This is a genomic window from Exilispira thermophila (assembly GCF_055389015.1).
The window spans coordinates 527802-545166 of record NZ_AP042476.1 but is presented as its reverse complement, the minus strand read 5'-3'; the positions used below and the strand labels follow the sequence as shown (position 1 = coordinate 545166).

The window sequence follows — 17365 nt, the reverse complement described above, 5'->3', positions numbered from 1 at the left end:
TAAATTTATTTAATCTTTATTATATAATGGAATAAATAATCTAAAAGAAGTCCATTTATTTTCATAAGATTCAACTTCAATATATCCATTATATCTTTCAATACCGGATTTAATACCGATTAAACCAAGATTATCACCTTTTCTTTCTTTTCTTATTTTTTTACCTAAAAATATTTTATAAATATCATTTTCACTAATACCATACCCATTATCTTTAACATCAATTACAACATATTCACCTTTTAAATATGATTTTATTTCTATTTTTTTAATTTCATTATTTATTAAAGCTTTTGAAGCATTATTAATTAATTCATATAAATATTGAGACAAATCTGCATAAGGAATATTTATAAAATACTTTTTTTTCTCAATATTTAATTCAAATTTAATATCTTTAAATATCTCAGAAAATTCAATATATTTAATTTCCTTTTTTAAAAATTCATTAACTTCAAGTTTTTTATCATTACTTTGATTTTTTTCTATTATTCTATGATAATTTATTTTAATTATTTTGTTAAATATATCAATTCTATCATGAATTTTTGAAATCAATTCCTCTATTTCTTCAAATTCTCTTTTTATTTTATCATTAAATAAATTTAAATCATAATCTTTATTGTTTTTAATTTCATTTTTTAATTTTGATATTTTGAATTTTGAAAGTTGATTTAAGCTATCTACACTTGTTACCATATTATTTAAATTATGAAACATCACTCTAATTTCTTTTATAGTCATATTTTTTAAATTATTAAAAGATAAAATATCATTTATTTTTTCATTATAAATATTAATAAAAGAAAAAAATAATTTTTTTTCATTTCTTAAATATTCATAAAATGTATTAATATCATTGGAACCAAATTTCATGTCTATTATTTTTTTTATAAATTGGAAATATTTCCTTTTACCCCAATTTATTTCAAATCTGGAAAAAGGGAAATTAAACAATTCATCTTTTTTTAAATAAACTATTTTATTAACAATTAAATCGTTTTCAACTTTATATATGTAGTAATTATTTTTTTCATACAATTTATTTTTTTCATAATAATCTTTGATTTCAAAATCATCTAAATAACTACTTATATGAATTTTTCTAGCAATAAGTATATCTTTAAAATATAAATCTCCTGAATTTTTAAAATGGAGATCTGGTTTTAAAAATCTATAAATCATATTAACAATGTTCTCTAGCTTCATCTGGTTATAAATCATTTTATATGATGAATATGTAAATCCATTAATAATTGGTATTAAGATAAGAATTCCAATAAAATAATGAGGCGCTACTCCTGGTGAGATTATATTACAATCATTATTATAATAAAAGTTGAAAATAGCTTTATTTTTAATTATATTTTTCATCTCTAAAAAAGTATAATCATTATTTAAATTATTATACTTCTGAATTCTCTTAAATAATTTTTTTATACTCAAAGTCGTAGCAAGAATCTTCATTAATAATACTGTTGAGTCATCCATTATAAATTTACCAACATTAACCCATTCGTAAATTGTTAATTTAGGAAAAAGATTATGAGCATTATAAATAAAATTAGCAAGATCTACAAATCTAATCCAATTTTGAGGCATTTTTATAAAATCTTTTGTATAATTTAATCCCTCTAACAATCTGTTTTCAATAAATTCATAAATTTCTTCTTCATATTTACTTTTAATTATTTCAATTTCTTTAAATCCTAATTTAGAATAGTTTTTTTGAAAATATTTAATCATATTGTTTATATGCTTACAATTAGAATTAAAATATAAAGCTTTACCAAAAGGGTTTAAATTTAATTCAGTCAAAATGTCATTAAATTTTTTTTTTGATTTAGTACTATAAAATGCCATTTTTCTAGTTTAAATTATTAATTTTTTCTAGAGCTAAATATAAACTTTGAGTCCCGAGTTTTCTGTGTCCTAAAGCTTTTAAAGATACATAAAGTTGATGAACAAGTGCAAGACCAGGTAACGCTAACTCCATTCGTCTTGCTTCATCCAGGGCAATCTCCATATCTTTAACAAAATGTTCCACAAAAAAACCAGGGTTAAAATCCCTTTTTAAAATTCTTGGAGCATAATTATCTAAAGTCCAGCAACCTGCTGCACCTTTTGAAATTGATTGTAAAACTGTTTCCATATCAAGACCTGCTTTATGACCATATATTAAGGCTTCACAAACTCCAATCATTGTTCCAGCTATTGTTATCTGGTTTGTCATTTTTGTGTGTTGACCTTTTCCTGCAGGACCCTGATAAACAATATTTTTCCCCAATATATTAAAAAGCGGTAAAATTGTATCAAAAATTTCTTTATCTCCACCAACCATAATTGATAAGGTAGCTTTTTTAGCACCAACATCTCCACCAGAAACAGGTGCATCAAGTGAATAACTATTAAACTTTCTACTTTCACTATAAATTTTTTCAGCTAAAGAAGGTTTTGTGGTGCTCATATCAATAAAAATTTTATTTATTTCTTGATTTAAGATATTTTTATTTTCATTAGTGTTTTCTTTTTTTTCTGTAATTTCATTATTAAAATTTTTTCCATTCTTTTTCAATTCAAATATTTTAAAAATACCTTTATCCCCAAAATAAACTTCTTCAACATCTTTTGGATAACTTACAATTGAAAAAATAATATCCGAATTTAATGCAACTTCCATTGAAGAAGAAAACCATTTAGCTCCTTTTGAAATTAAATTTTGAGCTTTAGATTTTGTTCTTGTAAATACATTTAAAGTATATCCATTATCAATTAAATGTTCACACATAGGATTCCCCATTACACCAGTTCCAATCCAGCCAATCTTAATTGTTTTTTCTCCTATCATTTTATCAATCTCTTTTAAATTCATAATTTCCTCCATATTTATATAAAAAAATTATAAAAAATATTTTTTCATAATTTTCAATATTTTTTTAATAATGTTTAAATTACAAATAAATTTTATACTAGTTTTACATTTTTTAATATGAACTATTTTAAGTTGTTAGTAATTTAAATATTAAATTATTTTTTATTTTTGTAAATTCTTTTTCTATTTACATAGAAAAATTATCAATTAAAATGTTAATATAAAATATTTTGTATTGGTTAATTATAGTTTTTCAAATTACATTTTAAATAAGAAAAATTATAACAATATTATTTTTAAAGACTAACAAGATATATGATTTTAAGGAAAACCAAATTAATAAAAAAACTTTAATTTATTTATTGTTATTAAAGCAAATATTAAGTTAATTTTAATAAAATTATTTTTAACCAGTACCAGTAAAATTAATAATATAATATTATACAAAAAATAATTATATAAAAAGAATAGGATATAAAAATTTAATTTATTATTTACTATGAAAATATATTATCAAAGATATATAATCAAATCATTCACATTAAATGGAGAAAAAAATGAATAAATTTAAATTATCAAAAAAAGGTAAAGAACTTCTTGAATTTACAATTGAACATATAGAATCTGTTTTAACAAAATTTAATTTTTTAAGGACACAGGTAATTTATCCTGGTAAAACTGATGAATTTTTTTCTATTGAACTTTCAAAAATTTTTGATCAAATTATTGCAGAATTTAATTTAAAAAATCCATTTAATGATAAAAATTCTGAATATTTTGCCTTTTTAAAAGAAACAGCATTGAAGATATTAAAGATGAAAGTTGAAAGTGATTCTCCTGACTCCTATGCATTTTGTTATCAAACTGAAGATAATAAAATAATTATAATAATAAGAGATCCTGGTAGTTTTGGAATAACAAAATTTGTTTTTGATATTGAAAAAAACAAAAACAATTCTAAAAAATTAATACTTAAAGAAAATATTAAAATGCCTTCAAACGCTTATACAAACCCTCTATTTAATCTTGAAATATAAACTTTTTTCCTTTTCTTCCCTGGTGCAATCTTATTTCTTTTTATACCTTTATTTATATGCAATTTCATCTTTATGTTTTTTAATAATTATAGAAATTACTAAAAATATTATTTAACTATTTACCAAACTTTTATTGAAATTATCTCTTTTTATATTATAAGTTTTCTAAACTAATTATATTAGTTTTTAATTGTTATTATAAAACAATTCAAAATTTAATATTTAATTATACTTTTAAGTTAAAAACTAAATAAAAAAATTAGGAGTTCAAAATGAAATTAGTTGAATGTGTTCCAAATTTTTCTGAAGGAAAAGATAAAAATATAATTCAAAAGATAGCTGCAACCATTGAACAAACTGATGGAGTTAATTTACTTGATGTCGACCCTGGAGAAGATACAAATAGAACTGTTTTTACTTTTGTAGGTGAACCTGATAAGATTTTAGAAGCAGCATTTAATGCAATAAAAGTTGGCACTACACTTATTGATATGAAAAAACATAAAGGTGCTCATCCAAGAATTGGAGCTTGCGATGTTTGTCCATTTATTCCAGTATCTGAAGTAACAATGGAAGAATGTGTAGAACTAGCTAAAAAACTTGGACAAAGGGTTGGAAAAGAATTAGGAATCCCTGTTTATCTTTATGAAAATGCAGCTTCTAAAGAAGAAAGAAAAAATCTTGCTAATATCAGAGTAGGAGAATATGAAGGACTGGAAAATAAACTAAAAGATCCTGAATGGAAACCTGATTTTGGACCAGACAAATTTAATGAAAAAATAGCTAAAACTGGTGCAACAGTTATAGGTGCTAGAGAATTTTTGATTGCATATAACATCAATTTAAATTCAAAAGATAAAAAATTAGCAACCAAAATTGCAAAAGAAATTAGAGAGAAAGGGAAAATTGTAAAAGATAAAGATGGAAATAAAGTACAGGTACCAGGAAAACTTAAATATTGTAAAGCTATTGGTTGGTATGTTGATGATTATAAAAGGGCTCAAATTTCTATTAACCTTACAAACTTTAAAATTACAAATATGCATCATGCTTTTGAAGCAGCAATTGAAGAAGCACAAAAATTAGGAGTTAGAATAACAGGTTCTGAAATTGTAGGACTGGTTCCATTACAGGCAATAATTGAAGCAGGTAAATTTTATCTAAAAAAACAGGGAGGATCAACTGCTGTTTCTGAAAAAGAATTAATTGACATTGCTATTTATTCACTTGGATTAAACGATGTTACAAAATTTGATCCCGATAAAAAAATTATTGAATATAGAATTAAGAATACAAACAATCTTACAAATCTTACTATTGAAGACTTTATGGATGAACTCGCTTCTAATTCTCCTGCACCAGGGGGTGGTTCAGTAGCAGCATTATCAGCTGCAATATCTTCCTCTTTAGTTTCTATGGTAGCAAATTTAACTTATAAGAAAAAAAATTATAAGGATTTCTGGGATGAAGCCGAAGAAATTGGAATTAAAGCTCAATCATTAAAGAAACAATTTTTGAATTTAATTAATAAAGATACTGAAGTATTCAATAATTATATGGCAGCTTTTAAAATGCCAAAAAAAACTGAAGAGGATAAAGAAAAGAGAAAAATTTCTATTGAAAAAGCTATAAAAAATGCTGCTTTATCACCATTAGAAATGATGGAACTTTCAGAACAACTTTTACCTCTAATAAAAAGGATTGCAGAAATTGGAAACAAAAATGCTATTTCTGATGCAGCAGTGTCTGCTTTAATGTTAATTGCTGCTCTTCAAGGTGCTTATTTAAATATTTTAATTAACTTTTCATCTATTACTGATGAAAATTTTAAAAATGAAATTAAAAATAGATATTCAAAATTTTATCCACAAATTCTTGAAGAGCTTACACAGATTGTTAAAGAAATTGAAAGAAAACTATAATTAAGCATGTCAGTAAAATAATAATTTATACTAAATTTACTTTTAATTTTAAAAATACAATAATTTTAAATAATAAATAATAATTCCAGATGGATAAGCATAGTTATCCATCTGGTTTTTTATAAAAAATTATTTATAAAAAAGTAAGTTTATCCTTTTTATTTTTTTTTAAATTTAAACCAAAATTAGTTATAATTTTATAATTATAACTAATTTATATAGTATTGCTAATATAATCCTTTAAAAATTTTTAAATTTTTAGCACATATAATTTTATTTATTCATTTATAAATTACTTTCAAAAAAATTTAGTATTTCTTTTGACAAACTTATTTCTATGAATTAAAATATAAATATAATTTAAAACTATTAATATCTTCTCTTGAAGGAGTATAAAATGAAATTAAGAAACAAATTATTAATTTTTGCTGTAGGGATACCTATGATAATATTAATTGCTTTTAACTTTTATTTAATAAAGACATTTAAAGATAATTTAACAAACCAGATAATAAATTATGAAACTCTTGATTTACAAAGAATTGATGAAAAAATTACTTCTTTTTTTAAAGAAAAAGCTCGTGCAGTTATTGATCTTTCTCAATCAGAAGAAGCAAAGCTCATTGTGACAAAAGCCAATACAAGAGATGAAAAAAAATATCTTTCAACTCCTGAATTTCAACCTTATATAAAAACAATTAAAAACATGGTTAATTTTGATAAAGATATTCAGTACATATATGTTGGGTCTCCTATTACTAAAACTGTTTATTCTTGCCTGGAATTAGGAATCCCTTCTGACTATGATGCAACAAAAAGACCATGGTATGTTGGTGCTGTTAAAAATGATGGACTTTATTTTACAGAACCATATATAAGTGCTGATAAAACAAAAGCTTTAGTAATTTCAATCAGTTACCCTATTAAAGATGATACCGGAAAAATTATAGGTGTTTCAGCTATGGATATGACAGCTGATTTTATCAAATCTTATTTTAAAAATTATAAAGTTGGAAAAACTGGATATATTTTTCTTACAAATAACAATGGGAAATTTATAATTTATCCTGATGATGAATATATTAATAAAGGTTTAAATATTAAAAATGCAAAAGATGGTATTCAAAATATAGCCAATGACTTTATATCAAAAACCACTGGATATAATAGAGTAAAAATAAATGGTAAAGATAAAATTGTGTTTTACAAAAACCTTTCAATAGCAGGATTAAAAATTGGGTTAGTTTTAGACTGGAAAGAAGCAACGACTCAATCAAACAAAATAATTATATTTAGTATTTCTCTAATTACAATTTCACTTATTCTTACAATAATTATATTAAGTATATTAATTAACAATATTGTAGTTAAACCTGTAAATCACTTAAAAAGAAGACTTGAAGAGATTTCCTCTGGAGAAGCAGATCTAACTCAACATTTAAAATTTAAAACTAAAGATGAATTTGAAGAAGTTGCAAATAATTTCAATAAATTCATTGATAAATTATCTTCTATTGTAGTTACAATAAAAAAACAAGCTGAAAATTTAAGGGTAAATGGTCAGGATTTAAATGTAAATATGACAGAAACTGCATCAGCAGTAAATGAAATAACTTCTAATTTGCAAAACACTCTTAATCAAGTTGAAGTACAAAAACAAAGTGTAAATGAATCAAAAGACGTAATAGACAAATTTACTTTAAATATTAGTAATTTAAATAAAGCTGTTGAAGAACAGGCTTCAAGTATTGCTGAATCATCATCTTCTATTGAAGAAATGGTTTCAAATATACAATCAGTAACTAAAAATGCTGAAATTGCAGGTGATTATGTTGAAAAACTTGACAAAACTTCTGTAACAGGAAAGGATAAACTAAACATTGTAGTCAAAAAAATAACAAACATATCAAATGAATCTGAAAAATTATTGGATGCTAATAAAATGATATCATCAATTTCTGAAAAAACAAATTTATTAGCCATGAATGCTGCAATTGAAGCTGCTCATGCTGGTGAGGCAGGAAGAGGATTTGCTGTTGTAGCTGATGAAATTAGAAAACTTGCTGAACTTTCTGCTGAGCAGTCTAAACAAATAGAATTTAACCTTAAAAAGATCAAAGAATCTATTGATGAAGTTGCAGTATCAGCAACAGATGCTCAAAACACATTTAATGATATGATGCAACTTGTTCAAAGTGTAAATTCTGTTGTAGAAGAAGTTAAGGAAGCTATGATTGAACAAAGCAAAGGAAGTCAACAAATTCTTGAAGCCCTAAATCATATGAATTCTACAACATCAGATGTAAAACAAACATCAATTGATTTAAAAGAAGGTAATGAAGTTGTTGATCAAGCAATACAAAAACTTACTAATATAAGTACAGAAGTTAAAAATAATATTGATGAAATAACTCTTGGGGCAAATGAAATTAATGCTTCTGTTGCAAATATATCAAAAATAAGTCTTGAAACCAAAAAATATATAGATACTGTTGCTGATGTTGTACAATCCTTTATAATAGAAGAAAGCAAAATTCAAGAAATTAAAACCACTTCTTCTCAAGAAGAATCAAAACTTATAGAAAAAACTACTGATAATTCAGTTGAAGAAAATGAAGTATTACCAGGAGAAGAAAAAGAATAGTATTTTAGTTGAAAAAGAAATTTTTAGTTGCTATTTATTATTAATTTTTTAACATTATTTAGGTATACATTTTATTTATTGTTATTTTATATTGCATTTTTATAATTATTATAAATTAAATGATATTAATTAAAATTGTATTAGTTTGTATTAATAGTTTACATTAATATTTGAACTAAAAAAGGTATAATAAAAATACTATATAATTAGAATAATATGTTTAACTTAACTTTAATAGAAATTACCGGATATATTGCTTCAATAATTGTTGCATTATCTTTAATGTCAAGGTCAGTTATTAAATTAAGAATATTAAATATTATTGGAGCAATTCTTTTTACATTTTATGGTATTATTATTAATTCTTTTCCTATAGCTTCTGTTAATGGTTTTATCGTTTTAATTGATATTTATTATATAATTGATTACTTTACAAAAAAAGAGAAATTTCAATTCTATTTTGCAGATTATAAAAATAATTTTGCTAAAAAATTTATTGATGCTTTTTTTGAATTATATGGAAAGGATATCAAATCTTTTTTCCCTGATTTTGATTTTAAAATAAAACCATATCATAAAATACTTTTATTTTTTAGAAACCTTAAACCTGCTGGGCTTTTAATACTACGACCTTCTAATTATGAAAATTATAATCACCAGGAAGATTATAAATTATCAATTAATATTTCAAAATCAGCAAAAAACATGAATTTGAATAAAGATAAATCTGATAGTGATAAAATTTTAGATAAAAATAAAAATAATAAATATGAAATTAATGAATATGAAATAAGACTTGACTATGTAACCCCAGAATATAGAGATTTTAAAATTGGAAAATACCTTTTTCTTGAAAATCGAAATATATTCTCAAAAATCAATGCAAAGAAAATTTTTATAAAAACTTATAATCCTGCTCATATTAGATATCTAAAAAAAATGAAATTTAAATCTACAAATAACAAAAAAACTGTGTGGGAAAAAATTTTCTAGATTAATTTATTTTTAAAAGCTTCATTAATAAAACATTTTATTTTTTTTCATGATATTCTACAAGGTTAGTTTTATTTTTATAACTTTTCTCTATTTTAAATTTATTCACATTTTGAATTAAATCTTCTATTTGCAAGGTATTTTTATCTCCAAACTTTTTAATATCCAGAATAATGCTATTAATAAAATCAACTTCCCTATTAATCTTTTCAATTTCATCATTAGTTTTCTTATTAGTTTCAATTAATTTGTTTAAAATTTTACCAGTTTCTTCACTTTCATTTACCATTCCATTAGATTCTATTTCAACTTTTTTTGTCATTTCCATCATATTTTTTAATGCATCTAATATCTGTTTGCTTCCTTCACTTTGCTCTTTCATTGCTAACTTAATATTTGTGATACTATTCAAAACTGCATCTATCATATTATATATTTCATCAAAAGCTTTAATAGATACTTTTGAAGAATCAACTACAATATTAATTAAATTTTTTATCTCTTTTAAATTTTTGTCAATATCTTTAGTTTGATTTGATGATGTTTCTGATAGCTTTCTTATCTCATCAGCAACAACAGAAAATCCTCTACCAGAATCACCTGCATGAGCAGCCTCAATTGCTGCATTCATTGCAAGCAGATTTGTTTTAGATGCAATAGTTGAAATTACTTTATTGGCTTCAATTAATGATTCTGAACTTCTAAAAATCTCATTAATAAGTTTATCTACATTGGATAACTTTTCTTTTCCTTCAACAGAATTATTTTTAAGATTTTCTACTACATTAACAGTTTGGTCTATATTTTCAAAAACAGAATTTATATTCTGTACCATCTGCTCAATTGCAGCAGACGATTCAGTAATATTAGCTGATTGATTTTGAATTACATTGTTTAATTTTATTATTTTTTGAATAAATTTGTTTGTATTTGAATAAGTTTGTTTTATAATCTCATTTTGATTTTCAATACTTTTCATGGTATTTTTTAAAGTATTAGTTATATCATTTGTTGATTTTTTGGAATCATCCATCTTTTGAATTAAAAACTTATTTGAATCTCTTAATTTTTCAGATATCTTAATTATTTTAAAAATTAAATTTTTTAAATTTGTTACAGTATGATTTAAAGAATTAACAAGAAGTCCAATTTCATCTCTGCTTTTTTTTATTTTTATCTCTTCTCTGAAATCACCATTAGATAATGTTTTTAAAAAATTGGAAAGAGAAATTACAGGTGAAATTATTCCATTTATACTTTTTAATAATAAAAAAGCAATTATAATTGAGAATAACAAAGCTATAATACCAAGATATATTTTCATTTCATAAGAAACTTTTTTTAAATGTTTTTTATGAGTTTCACTAATTTGTGTTAATAAAAGATTTATATCACCACTTAATTTCTCTAAAGATTTTTTATTTTTATTAATACTTTCATTAAGTTGAATAATTTTTTCAAAATCTCTTTTAAATGAATTAGCTAAATTAATTATCTTAGAATTATTCAATTTATCAATTTCAATTAAAATTTCTTTAAAATTTTGATTAAACAAATCTATATATTTTTGTTTATTATATAGTAAATACTCTTTTCCAATATCTTCTAAAACATAAAGATTTTCAATAATTTTCATTTTAATATTAGAATTGAATTTAACATTTTTCACACTCTCTATTAAGTTTTGAAAATCTTTATCAAGTATTTTAGTTCTACCTGAATTACTTTCAAACCCTATATCATAATAAGTATTATAAATAACTAAAATAACACTATAATAGTCCATTAATTTCACTGCAATTTTTTTGTAATTATCTTTTAATTCTTTTGTATTGGTATTTTTTATCAAAAGAATTAAAATATTTTTCATCTTTTGATAATTTTCATTGTTTTTGCTTATAAATGTTTTATCTGGATTTTGATAAAAATTATAAAGTTCTTTATTATTAAAATTCAATGTTGATACAAATTCAGACAAATTAAATAAGTTGTTATTAATTAGATTATATCTTTCTATAATCAATAAAATAGAATAAATAGATAAACAAATTAAAAGTAATATTATAAAAATCACTAAGAACATCTTATTTCTTAATTTCATTTTATACCTCTTTTCAAATGGATAAGATTACTTTTTATAATAATCAAACCAATATTTATTTAGTTATTATATTTAATTAAATTATTTTTTAAAAAATATAAATTAAATAACTTATAATATTGCATTATAATAAACTTTTTAATAATTAGTATTACAAAAAATACAGAGTTAATTTTAGAATTAAAAAAGATAAATAAAAATTAATTAACTTTGAAAGTAAAACTTATTAATAATAATTATAGGATAATACTTGAATCACATACTCTACAAACTGAATTTAATTTATAAATAAAAATTAAATTGTCAATTTTTTTTCTAAATATTGTTATTAGTATTAAATTACAAAACAAATTTAAAAAACTTAATTTTTTTATTTTAATTTACACAACATAATTAGGAATGCTTAAATACAATATTTAATAAAAAAAAGGGGATATTATCCCCTTTTTACTTTAAATGTAAATTCATTTTTTTCATTAACATCTACTACGATCACATCTTTTTCTACTACATCCCCTTTTAAAATCATTTTAGCAAGGTTGTTTTCAATTTTAGATTGAATATATCTTTTCAATGGTCTTGCACCATACTCTTTAACAAAACCTTCCTTAACAATTTTTTCAATTGCTTTTGTTGTTAATTCTATTTTATTTTGTTTATCTTTTAATCTATTATTTAATAAATTTATTTGAATATTTACAATATCTTTTGCAACTTTAGAATCTAATTTATTAAAAATCAATATTTCATCAATCCTATTCAAAAATTCCGGTCTAAAATACTGTAATAATAATTCATGTAATTTCCCTTCAATTTCTTTTATATTACCTTGATGGTTTAAAATAATATCACTACCAATATTTGAAGTCATTATAATAATTGTATTTTTAAAATTTATTACTCTTCCATGGGAATCTGTTAATCTCCCATCATCAAGAATTTGTAAAAGAAGGTGAAATACATCAGGATGAGCTTTTTCTATTTCATCTAATAAAATTACAGAATAAGGATTCCTTCTTACAGATTCAGTTAAACTTCCACCTTCATCATATCCAACATAACCTGGAGGTGCTCCAATAATTTTAGAAATAGAATGTTTTTCCATATATTCACTCATGTCAAGTCGAATCAAAGACTTTTCTGAATCAAACAGAAATTTTGCTAAAGTTTTTGCAGTTTCAGTTTTTCCAACACCTGTTGGTCCTAAAAATAAAAATGACCCAATTGGTTTTGTTAAATCCGATAAACCTGCTTTGTTTCTTCTTATAGCTTCAGCTAATACTGCTAAAGCATGATCCTGTCCAACTACATACTTTTTCAATTCTTTTTCTATATTTAAAAGTTTATTTCTTTCTGATTCCATAAGCTTTGTAACAGGAATTCCTGTCCAGGAAGAAACAATCAATGCAATATCATCTTCATCAACTTCTTTTTTCAAAAATTCCTGACTCTTTTTAGATTTTTCAATTAACTGCTCTAATTGTTTTTCTAATTCTGGTATTTTACCATATCTGATTTCTGCTACTTTATCAAAATTTCCATTTCTCTGAGCAATTTCTGCTTCTTTTTTTAAACTTTCTATTTGTTCTTTTAATTTTGAAATATTAGCTACAACATTTTTCTCTTGATTCCAATTTTCTTTTAAATTATTAATCTCTCCTTTTACTTTTTCTATTAATGATTCAACTTTTTGTAATCTCTGTTTTGATTGCTCATCTGTTTCCTTAACCAATGCTTGTTTTTCAATCTCAAGTCTAATTAAATCTCTTTGTTTTTTATCAATTATTTCAGGTACTGATTCAAGTTGTACTCTTAATCTTGATGCTGCTTCATCAATTAGATCAATTGCTTTATCTGGTAAAAATCTATCAGTAATGTATCTCTCAGATAGTGTTGCAGCAGCAACTACAGCCTTATCAGTTATTCTTATACCATGATGAAGTTCATATCGTTCTTTAATTCCCCTTAAAATTGCAATTGTATCCTGTACATCAGGTTCTTTTACAATTAGAGGTTGAAACCTTCTTTCAAGAGCAGCATCCTTTTCAATATATTTCCTGTATTCATCTAAAGTTGTTGCACCTATACAATGCAATTGCCCTCTAGCTAAAGCAGGTTTTAACATATTAGCAGCGTCAACTGTTCCTTCAGCTTTTCCAGCTCCAATTAAAAGGTGTATTTCATCAATAAACAAAATTATATTACCTTCCGCTTTTTCAACAGCTTTTAATAATTTCTTCATTCGCTCTTCAAATTCACCTCTAAATTTTGTACCAGCAAGCATTCCAGAAATATCCAGAGATAAAATTTTTTTCCCTTTTAAAGATTGTGGAACATCCCCATCAGCAATTCTCTGAGCAACTCCTTCAACAATAGCAGTTTTACCAACTCCTGGTTCTCCTATTAACACTGGATTGTTTTTTGTTCTTCTGGATAATATTTGTATTATTCTTCTAATCTCTTCTTCTCTACCAATTACTGGATCCAATTTTTTATCATATGCTAGTTTTGTAAGATCAATTGTAAAACTTTCCAGTACTTTTAAATTTCTATCTGAATCCATTGTATCAATTTTTTCTCCATTTCTCACTTTTCTATAATAACTACTTAATTCATTATAGGTAATTCCTGCATTATTAAGAAGCTGTTTAACTTGATATCCATCTTTAGCAATACCATATAACAAATGTTCAATTGCAACATAAGAATCACCTAATTTTTTTGCTTCATTATCAGCTATAGCAAATACTTTTTGTAAACTTGCTGATGGAACAACTTGATTTGAACCACTTACCTTTGGAAAAGTATCCAATATTTTTAAAACTTGATCTTTAAAAAAATTTAGATCAATACCTTTTTGTTTTAAGTAATCTTTAAAAAGATTGTCCTCACTTTCCAGAATTCCAAAAAGGATATGAGCTTCGTTAACTTCTGGGTTTCCCCTCAAGACTGCTTCATTAAATCCATTATTAATTGCATCAATTGCAAGTTGTGTCATTCTATCAAAATTTAACATTTATACCTCCATTTTGATATTTTTTTTAATTTCTCCTTAATAGTATAGCAAATATTATGCCAATTAAATTATATGATACTACTCCCATATATTAAAATTTTAACATAAGAATAAATTATTTATAAGTGGTAAATCACATTTTTAAATAACTTTATCCTTTATTAACTGAATAATTTTAGAGTGAAGATTTAATTTCAAAAAAATATTAAAAAATAGATATTTTTAACACATTAATAAATATTATTAAGAAGATTTTCTATTCAATTATTGGTTAACTAAACTGAAAGAAAACAATCCTTACATAAAGGATATATTGTATGTTTAAAGATAATATCACCTATTATATATTATTGAAATAAAAATATAAACCTGCTTGTGGAAAGTAATATATTTGTCCTTTATAAATGCCTTGTGCAATTACATTGAATTGATACCCTATGTTAATCCCAATCCCACCACCTTTTAATAATGGGAATTTAAGGATTATTTTCGGGATTACAAAAAATGTATTGCTATTATCATAATTCATTAAGTCACATATAAAAATTCCATATCCTATTTTACAAATAAAGTCCAATTCCAGATTATTAATATTTGTAATTTTGGTATTAAAAAAAATTCCAAAATGATAATCTAAAACAGTTTCCTGAAATTCAGGAAATGTCCATATTCCAGCTTTATCTAAAGGAAAAGATATTGGAAATAATAAAATCCAAAACAATGCTTCAAAAGAACTTAATATTGTAGTTATTCCAGACATTAAATCTGCATATAAGCCAAGTCGTAAAAAAGAATTTAATTGATACAGGAATACAAAATCCATATTAAATAAAATACTTTTAAGTGATTCTTGAGATAAATTTGAAAGAATGGGGATTACTAAATTTACAGAAATAGGATAATCTATTTCATTTGCTTTCATTTCATTAGACAAAAATACTGTTGAAAATAAAATCAGGAAAAAAATGATAATATATTTTGTTAACATTTTTATTCTCCTTTTACCAAATATTTAGATAAAAAGAAAATATTCATACAAATCTATTATAATTTATAATTCAAATAAGTCAATAACTATTATTAATATATGATTGCTTTTAGACTTATTTAATAATATATATTGATGTTTATATCTATAATTATTTGTTTTTTCAATAATTTATTATAATTTATTTTAGTTTTTGATTTAGATTATTGTTATATTTTTGATTTAAATTTAAATAGTAAAAATATACCATTAAATAAATTGAATATTATAAAAAAGTGTATGAGATTTATTAATTGTTATTAAATATAAATGAGAAATATTATTTACTATAATGTAATGGTAAAAAGCAAGAAAATATAAACGAGTATTATATTTACACTTGTATATTTTTTATACACTCATAAAGGGGTTTCTTTTAAAACAAATTTATTATTAAAACTATATTCAAATTGTATAAGTATAAAATTTTTAGTACATATCTGGAGTTTTAATATTATTAAGTTCTTTTAATATCTTTATAGATTTTACCCATTTGTAAGCAGAAATCCTTTTATTTAAAAAATGAAATCTATGTAATTTATTATTATAATAAAATTCAAATTTAGTACTTCTTTGAACATTTTCACCATAAATCCTATCTAAATTAAAATGAAAATTTTTCATCCTCATTGTACTAAAAATAATTCCTTCTTCATTTAAAATCAAGTTTCCAACATTTACTTTTTGCAAAGGTTTAGCTTTTTTACTGGTAAACATAATTACATTTTTATCTATTAATAATATTTTGTTTTTATGCTTATTTTTTAGTTTAGACTTAAAATACTCTTTTAAATATTTTATTTGCCATTCATTCCAATATTGAGGATTTTCAAATTTTTTAGTATTAAAGTCATTATGTTTTGAGATAAATTTCAAATATCCTTCTTCTGTATATTTTGTTTTTAAATTACAATTTTTACAATAAAAAATATTTTTTTCACTCTCTAAAGTACTGATATTTTTACAGGATGGACAAACAAATAAAAGTAGTTCTAAATATTCAGCAAGGTCTTTTCCTTTATATTTTATCTTATTCTCTTTTTGAAAATCATAATCATTAGAATTAAGATCTTTTGATATAATTTTGTGTATTTTTTCTACAGAATATGATTTACTTTCATCCTTTGTAAGAGAAATTTTATAACTAATAATCATTTTCCCTTTTCTTGTTTTTTTTGCCCATCGAGGAAAAGATAAATACCCACCTTTAACAATAACAGTTACTACAGGTATTTTTAAAAGTTTTATCAATTTTGAAGTAGATTTAATAATAGGCAAAGGTTTTCCATCCCAAGTCCTTGCTCCTTCAGGAAATATCCCTATAACTTCCCCTCTTTCCTTAAGTCTAACCAAAGTTTTCACTGTTTCTAAATCTGATACAAATTTAGTTTTCGGAATTGCACCTAATATTTTCATTACAATATTGAGCCAGAATCTTCTAAAATTTTCATCAGAAGCAACAAAATAAATAGGAGGTTTAATAAATATAGAAACTAAAAATGGGTCCCAATAATTTGTATGATTACCTAAAACAATAAAAGGAGGTTTTAAATTTTTAATAGCTTCATAATCCCCTTCTATATTAAACATTTTAAAAAGAATTGGTTGTAATGTATATCTTAATAATTTATGAAACCATTTCCATACTTTTATTTTAGTTTTATTTTTTTTCATAAATCCTTTACTCTTGTATTTATTTGTGTTTATTTAGAAACATTTTTAATTAAAAACAAAAAAATCAAATTAAGAAAAA

The 17365-nt window shown here is 23.0% G+C and carries 10 protein-coding genes; 4 read left to right on the top strand and 6 right to left on the bottom strand.

All coding sequences use genetic code 11. From position 1 onward, the window contains the following. Window positions 1–9 precede the first annotated feature (9 nt). Complete coding sequence (locus ACZ5EC_RS02285) at window positions 10–1863, bottom strand: ATP-binding protein (protein WP_464303346.1); 1854 nt, start codon at window positions 1861–1863, stop codon at window positions 10–12. A gap of 4 nt (window positions 1864–1867) precedes the next feature. Further along, complete coding sequence (locus ACZ5EC_RS02280) at window positions 1868–2872, bottom strand: NAD(P)-dependent oxidoreductase (protein ID WP_464303345.1); 1005 nt, start codon at window positions 2870–2872, stop codon at window positions 1868–1870. A 557-nt stretch (window positions 2873–3429) separates the two neighbouring features. On the opposite strand from ACZ5EC_RS02280, the gene ACZ5EC_RS02275 reads away from it, so the two are divergent. The 4 genes from ACZ5EC_RS02275 to ACZ5EC_RS02260 all read left to right on the top strand — a co-directional run bounded on the left by ACZ5EC_RS02275 (window position 3430) and on the right by ACZ5EC_RS02260 (window position 9468). Continuing rightward, on the top strand, window positions 3430–3909 hold the full coding sequence (locus tag ACZ5EC_RS02275; protein ID WP_464303344.1) for a hypothetical protein: 480 nt from the start codon (window positions 3430–3432) through the stop codon (window positions 3907–3909). Window positions 3910–4181: 272 nt separating this feature from the next. Beyond that, the gene (gene ftcD / locus ACZ5EC_RS02270) at window positions 4182–5831 is read left to right on the top strand and encodes a glutamate formimidoyltransferase (RefSeq protein WP_464303343.1); all 1650 of its coding nucleotides are present in this window, start codon (window positions 4182–4184) and stop codon (window positions 5829–5831) included. Between the two features lie 397 nt (window positions 5832–6228). Continuing rightward, window positions 6229–8475, top strand: a complete 2247-nt coding sequence (locus tag ACZ5EC_RS02265; RefSeq protein WP_464303342.1) for a methyl-accepting chemotaxis protein — start codon at window positions 6229–6231, stop codon at window positions 8473–8475. Between the two features lie 216 nt (window positions 8476–8691). Continuing rightward, entirely contained in the window at window positions 8692–9468 is a 777-nt protein-coding gene (locus ACZ5EC_RS02260) for a hypothetical protein (RefSeq protein ID WP_464303341.1), read from the top strand. Between the two features lie 37 nt (window positions 9469–9505). Here the strand turns inward: ACZ5EC_RS02260 and ACZ5EC_RS02255 are convergent, their stop codons facing one another. The 4 genes from ACZ5EC_RS02255 to ACZ5EC_RS02240 all read right to left on the bottom strand — a co-directional run bounded on the left by ACZ5EC_RS02255 (window position 9506) and on the right by ACZ5EC_RS02240 (window position 17286). Continuing rightward, window positions 9506–11569: a methyl-accepting chemotaxis protein gene (locus ACZ5EC_RS02255; protein ID WP_464303340.1), complete on the bottom strand. Its 2064-nt coding sequence runs from the start codon at window positions 11567–11569 to the stop codon at window positions 9506–9508. 436 nt (window positions 11570–12005) lie between these two features. Continuing rightward, a complete protein-coding gene (locus ACZ5EC_RS02250; protein WP_464303339.1) occupies window positions 12006–14585 on the bottom strand; it encodes an ATP-dependent Clp protease ATP-binding subunit in 2580 nt (859 codons plus the stop codon). Window positions 14586–14925: 340 nt separating this feature from the next. After that, window positions 14926–15573 (bottom strand): hypothetical protein, encoded by a 648-nt coding sequence (locus ACZ5EC_RS02245; RefSeq protein WP_464303338.1) that lies wholly within the window; start codon window positions 15571–15573, stop codon window positions 14926–14928. A 468-nt stretch (window positions 15574–16041) separates the two neighbouring features. Then, window positions 16042–17286 carry a lysophospholipid acyltransferase family protein gene (locus ACZ5EC_RS02240; protein ID WP_464303337.1) on the bottom strand — a complete coding sequence of 415 codons (1245 nt, stop codon included), beginning with the start codon at window positions 17284–17286 and terminating at the stop codon, window positions 16042–16044. Window positions 17287–17365: the final 79 nt, after the last annotated feature.

Excerpts from the sequence above, each read along its gene's own strand:
- ACZ5EC_RS02285 (WP_464303346.1), bottom strand. The coding sequence starts at position 1,863 with ATGGCATTTTATAGTACTAAATCAAAAAAAAAATTTAATGACATTTTG.
- ACZ5EC_RS02280 (WP_464303345.1), bottom strand. The coding sequence starts at position 2,872 with ATGAATTTAAAAGAGATTGATAAAATGATAGGAGAAAAAACAATTAAG.
- ACZ5EC_RS02275 (WP_464303344.1), top strand. The coding sequence starts at position 3,430 with ATGAATAAATTTAAATTATCAAAAAAAGGTAAAGAACTTCTTGAATTT.
- ftcD (WP_464303343.1), top strand. The coding sequence starts at position 4,182 with ATGAAATTAGTTGAATGTGTTCCAAATTTTTCTGAAGGAAAAGATAAA.
- ACZ5EC_RS02265 (WP_464303342.1), top strand. The coding sequence starts at position 6,229 with ATGAAATTAAGAAACAAATTATTAATTTTTGCTGTAGGGATACCTATG.
- ACZ5EC_RS02260 (WP_464303341.1), top strand. The coding sequence starts at position 8,692 with ATGTTTAACTTAACTTTAATAGAAATTACCGGATATATTGCTTCAATA.
- ACZ5EC_RS02255 (WP_464303340.1), bottom strand. The coding sequence starts at position 11,569 with ATGAAATTAAGAAATAAGATGTTCTTAGTGATTTTTATAATATTACTT.
- ACZ5EC_RS02250 (WP_464303339.1), bottom strand. The coding sequence starts at position 14,585 with ATGTTAAATTTTGATAGAATGACACAACTTGCAATTGATGCAATTAAT.
- ACZ5EC_RS02245 (WP_464303338.1), bottom strand. The coding sequence starts at position 15,573 with ATGTTAACAAAATATATTATCATTTTTTTCCTGATTTTATTTTCAACA.
- ACZ5EC_RS02240 (WP_464303337.1), bottom strand. The coding sequence starts at position 17,286 with ATGAAAAAAAATAAAACTAAAATAAAAGTATGGAAATGGTTTCATAAA.